Consider the following 4,225-nt stretch of genomic DNA (forward strand, 5'->3'; position numbering starts at 1 on the left):
AGTGATAACAATATAGTCGATGTCTCCGGGACTCACACCCAGTTCTTTAAGCCCGTCAAGGACAAATCCGGCGGAAGGGGTCGGCCCGGTATCAATCAGCGCCTTTTTATCTTCATCAATCAGGTAAACACTGCCGAACTCCGTCATAGAATAAAGATGGTCATCAATCATATAGATGTTTTCGGCTACTTCTTCAGTACCGGACACCGTCTATTCCTCCCGTAACCGCAAGTGTAGTTCCAGCAACTGCTCCTCTGTGACCGATGAAGGAGCATTGAACGTTAAATCAGCGGCGCTCTGGTTTTTGGGGAAGGCGATCACTTCACGGATGGTCGGCTCTCCGGCGAGCAGCATCACAATACGGTCGATGCCGAGAGCGATGCCGCCGTGAGGCGGCGCGCCGAAGTCGAAAGCTTCCAGCATGTGCCCGAAAAGCTCGTCAATTTGCTTATCGCGGTAGCCCAGCAGGCGGAAGACCTGCCTCTGCATCTGGCTGGAATTAATCCTGATACTGCCGCCGCCAAGCTCGTAGCCGTTGCAGACAATATCATAATGCCTGCCCCGAACTTTTTCCGGAAAATCAGTCATTAGTAATTTATCTTCCTCGCGAGGAGAGGTAAAGGGATGGTGCATCGGTTCCCATTGTCCCGGCTTTTCGCCCGCCTTTAACAGCGGGAAGTCCACGACGAAGGCGAAGGCAAGAGCATCAGCATCCGCCAGATTGAGACGTTTTCCCATCTCCTGGCGCAGCTCCCCCAGCACCGGGGCCACCAGTTCCGCTTTACCGGCGACAATGAGCAGAAGGTCTCCGGGATTTGCCTGCAAGCGCCGGGCAATTTCCCTGATCTGGTCTATGGTCAAATACTTAGCCGCCACCGACCTCACGTTTTCAATAGTCAGGCTATCGATACTGTCAGCCGTATCCAGGGCGATGGTCAGCAGGCCAGCGGCGCCAAGGCCTTGCACCAGCTGGTTAAGCTCGTTAAGCTGGTTGCGGGTATAGTAAGCACAGCCCGGAGCGCAGATACCCCTCACCACACCACCGTTAGCCACCGCGGAACGAAAAACGGCGAACTCAGTCCCGGCGGCAATATCAGACAGGTCGGCTATCTCCAGCCCAAAACGTAAATCAGGTTTGTCACTGCCGTAGCGCTCCATTACCTCGGCATAGCTCAGGCGCGGGAAAGGTTTTGAAATATGCCTGTCCGGTGTCAGTGTTTCCACCATGGAGATAAAAAGTCGTTCCATCAGGCCGAGCACATCCTCCTCATCAACAAAGCTCATCTCGAGGTCAAGCTGGGTGAACTCGGGCTGGCGGTCAGCGCGGGTGTCCTCGTCACGGAAGCAGCGGGCAATCTGGAAGTATTTCTCCAGTCCGGCCACCATCAGCAACTGCTTGAGCTGCTGCGGGGACTGGGGCAGTGCGTAGAATTTACCGGGATAAACGCGGCTCGGAACCAGGTAATCCCGGGCACCTTCCGGGGTACTCTTAATCAGGATAGGTGTCTCCACCTCAATAAACCCCCGGTCATCCAGAAAGTCCCGGATAAGCTTCACCACCCGGTGGCGCAGAATCATATTTCGCTGCATACGGGGCCGGCGCAGGTCAAGGTAGCGGTACTTGAGACGCAGGCTCTCTTCCACCTCGACCTCTTCATTAATATAGAAAGGCGGGGTCTTTGCCGGACTGAGGATAACGGCATCCCTGGCGATAACCTCAACCTCACCAGTGGGCAGCCTGGGGTTCTCGGTTCCGGGGGGACGCCGGGCAACATCCCCTCTGACGCTAACAACATATTCGCTGCGCATCTCGTTGGCAATCTCATGGCACGTTCCGGCTATTTCCGGGTTAAATACTACCTGGGTTACACCTTCCCGGTCACGCAAGTCAATGAATATCAGCCCTCCATGGTCACGGCGGCGGTTCACCCAGCCAGCCAGAGTTACCTCCGCGCCGACATTCCCCGTGTTTAACTCACCACAATTATGGGTCTTGAGCAAAGATAATCTCCTGACAGCGGAAATGAAGAACTGCTAAATCTAGATTATATCTCATTAAGAGGGCAGGCTTCAAGCACCTGTGTTTCCGTCATTGCCCAGGATACACCAGTATACCCGGCAACCTCAGAGTGTATTGCAGTGATTGCTTCGACTCCGGCTTATAATCACAACATCAAGTAAAACCGGGGAGTACCTTATGGAAGATACCGGAACAAAATTGAAAGGGGGGAGGAACAAACGGATTACTCTGGTACCTGGTTGCGCAAATATCTATGCAATTCCAGTCCCTTCTCCCTTGCGGGGAGAGGATTAAGCCGGCCCTGTACTGGATACGGAGGTGAGGGTGACACAATATTCTTTACCCCTCACTTACATCTCTCCCGCAAGGGGAGAGAGAAATCCATTATTACGGCTATTATTGCAATTAGGTACTAGTATTATGCTATTCTCCGGACGAATCATTGAGGGCATCCCTCAGCCCTGTGACGAAATCGCTGACGGGTGAGGTGAAGTCAGTATCAGTTTCCATAAGCTGAATAAGCCGACTGCCCACGATAACCCCGTCAGCGGCACGGGCTACCTGACTTGCCTGCTCCGGGGTTGATATCCCGAAGCCGACACAGAGCGGCAGGGTGGTTATCTTTCTTACCCTGGCAATAAATGCCCCCAGGTCCACCGCTAACGCTTCCCGCGCGCCGGTAACGCCGGTCACCGAGACCAGATAGATGAACCCTCGGGACTTCTCCGCCACCAGCCGGATACGCTCCTCCGTACTGGTCGGCGCCAGGAGATAGATAAGGTCGATTCCGAGTCGCTGTGTGACGGTCTCCATCTCCGAACCCTCGCCGGGGGGCAGGTCAGGGATAATCAACCCGTCAACGCCGGAAGCGACACAGGCGCTGACGAATTTCTCCAGTCCGTAGCTGAACACCGGATTGTAGTAGCTCATAAACACCAGTGGTATGTCTACCTTCTTTCTTAACCGGCTGGCAACGTCCAGGCAAATCTCCGGGGTAATCCCGTTCTGCAAAGCGGCAAAACTCGAATTCTGTATGGTGACGCCGTCCGCCAGGGGGTCGGAGAAGGGTATCCCCATCTCCACGATATCGCAACCAAGACGCGCCAGCAGCGGGACCACCTCCAGGGTAGCCTCAATACTGGGATAGCCCACCGTAACGTAGGGTATCAGCGCCTTGTGCCCCGGCCGGTTAAAGACAGCAGCAATCCGACTCAAAGCTTCACTCCTAACGCCTCAGCGACGATACCCATATCCTTATCGCCACGGCCGGACAGGTTTACCACGATGATTTGCTTTTTATCCAGCGAACCGGCCAGCCCGGCAGCATAAAATACGGCGTGGGCCGATTCCAGGGCAGGAATAATGCCCTCAGTGCGGGACAATAGCTGAAAGCCTTCCAACGCTTCTTTGTCAGTTACCGCCACGTAACTGGCACGGCCGGTATCCTTCAGATAGCTGTGCTCCGGGCCAACTCCAGGGTAGTCCAGCCCGGCGGAGATGCTGTGCGTCAGGCTGATCTGACCGTGTTCATCCTGGAGAACATATGACTTGGCTCCGTGAAGCACGCCCAGTTTCCCGGCAGATAGTGAGGCCGCATGCTCCCCGGTGTTAAGCCCCCTCCCCGCCGCCTCCACCCCGATGAGTTTAACCCCGGCATCCTCCAGGAAAGGATGGAAGATACCGATGGCGTTACTGCCCCCGCCGACACAGGCAATCACGTAGTCAGGCAGACAGCCGGACTTATCCAGTATCTGTTGCCTGGTTTCCTTGCCGATTACCGACTGAAAGTCGCGCACCATTGCCGGATAAGGATAAGGCCCGATTACCGAGCCGATAAGGTAGTAGGTATCCCGGGCGTTGGTCACCCAGTCTCTTATCGCCTCGTTGACGGCATCCTTTAATGTCCGGCTGCCGCTGGAAACCGGCCTTACCTCAGCGCCCATCAACTTGATGCGGAAGACATTGAGCGATTGACGGCGCACGTCCTCCTCACCCATGTAGATGATACATTCCAGTCCCAGCTTGGCGCAGACCGCGGCGGTAGCCACCCCATGCTGCCCGGCCCCGGTCTCGGCGATGATTCTCCGCTTACCCATCCTCCGCGCCAGTAGGCCCTGCCCCAGAGCGTTATTAATCTTGTGGGCGCCGGTATGGGCCAGGTCTTCCCTCTTCAGGAAAATCTGAGCGCCGTCGCAGTACCGGGTC

At 55.6% G+C, this 4,225-nt stretch carries 4 protein-coding genes; all 4 read right to left on the reverse strand.

Annotation, left to right across the window (positions count from 1 at the left end):
- The coding region (locus tag Q8Q07_00080) for an MBL fold metallo-hydrolase (protein MDP3878692.1) at positions 1–207 on the reverse strand (207 nt) is incomplete at its 3' end.
- 3 nt (positions 208–210) lie between these two features.
- Complete coding sequence (gene aspS, locus Q8Q07_00085) at positions 211–2,001, reverse strand: aspartate--tRNA ligase (GenBank protein ID MDP3878693.1); 1,791 nt, start codon at positions 1,999–2,001, stop codon at positions 211–213.
- 442 nt (positions 2,002–2,443) lie between these two features.
- A complete protein-coding gene (trpA, locus tag Q8Q07_00090) occupies positions 2,444–3,235 on the reverse strand; it encodes a tryptophan synthase subunit alpha (protein ID MDP3878694.1) in 792 nt (263 codons plus the stop codon).
- Positions 3,232–4,225 (reverse strand): tryptophan synthase subunit beta (trpB, locus tag Q8Q07_00095; GenBank protein ID MDP3878695.1); only part of this gene is annotated, 994 nt, incomplete at its 5' end. The genes trpB and trpA, both read right to left, overlap by 4 nt.

Source organism: Dehalococcoidales bacterium (assembly GCA_030698765.1).
Lineage (GTDB): Bacteria > Chloroflexota > Dehalococcoidia > Dehalococcoidales > UBA2162 > JAUYMF01.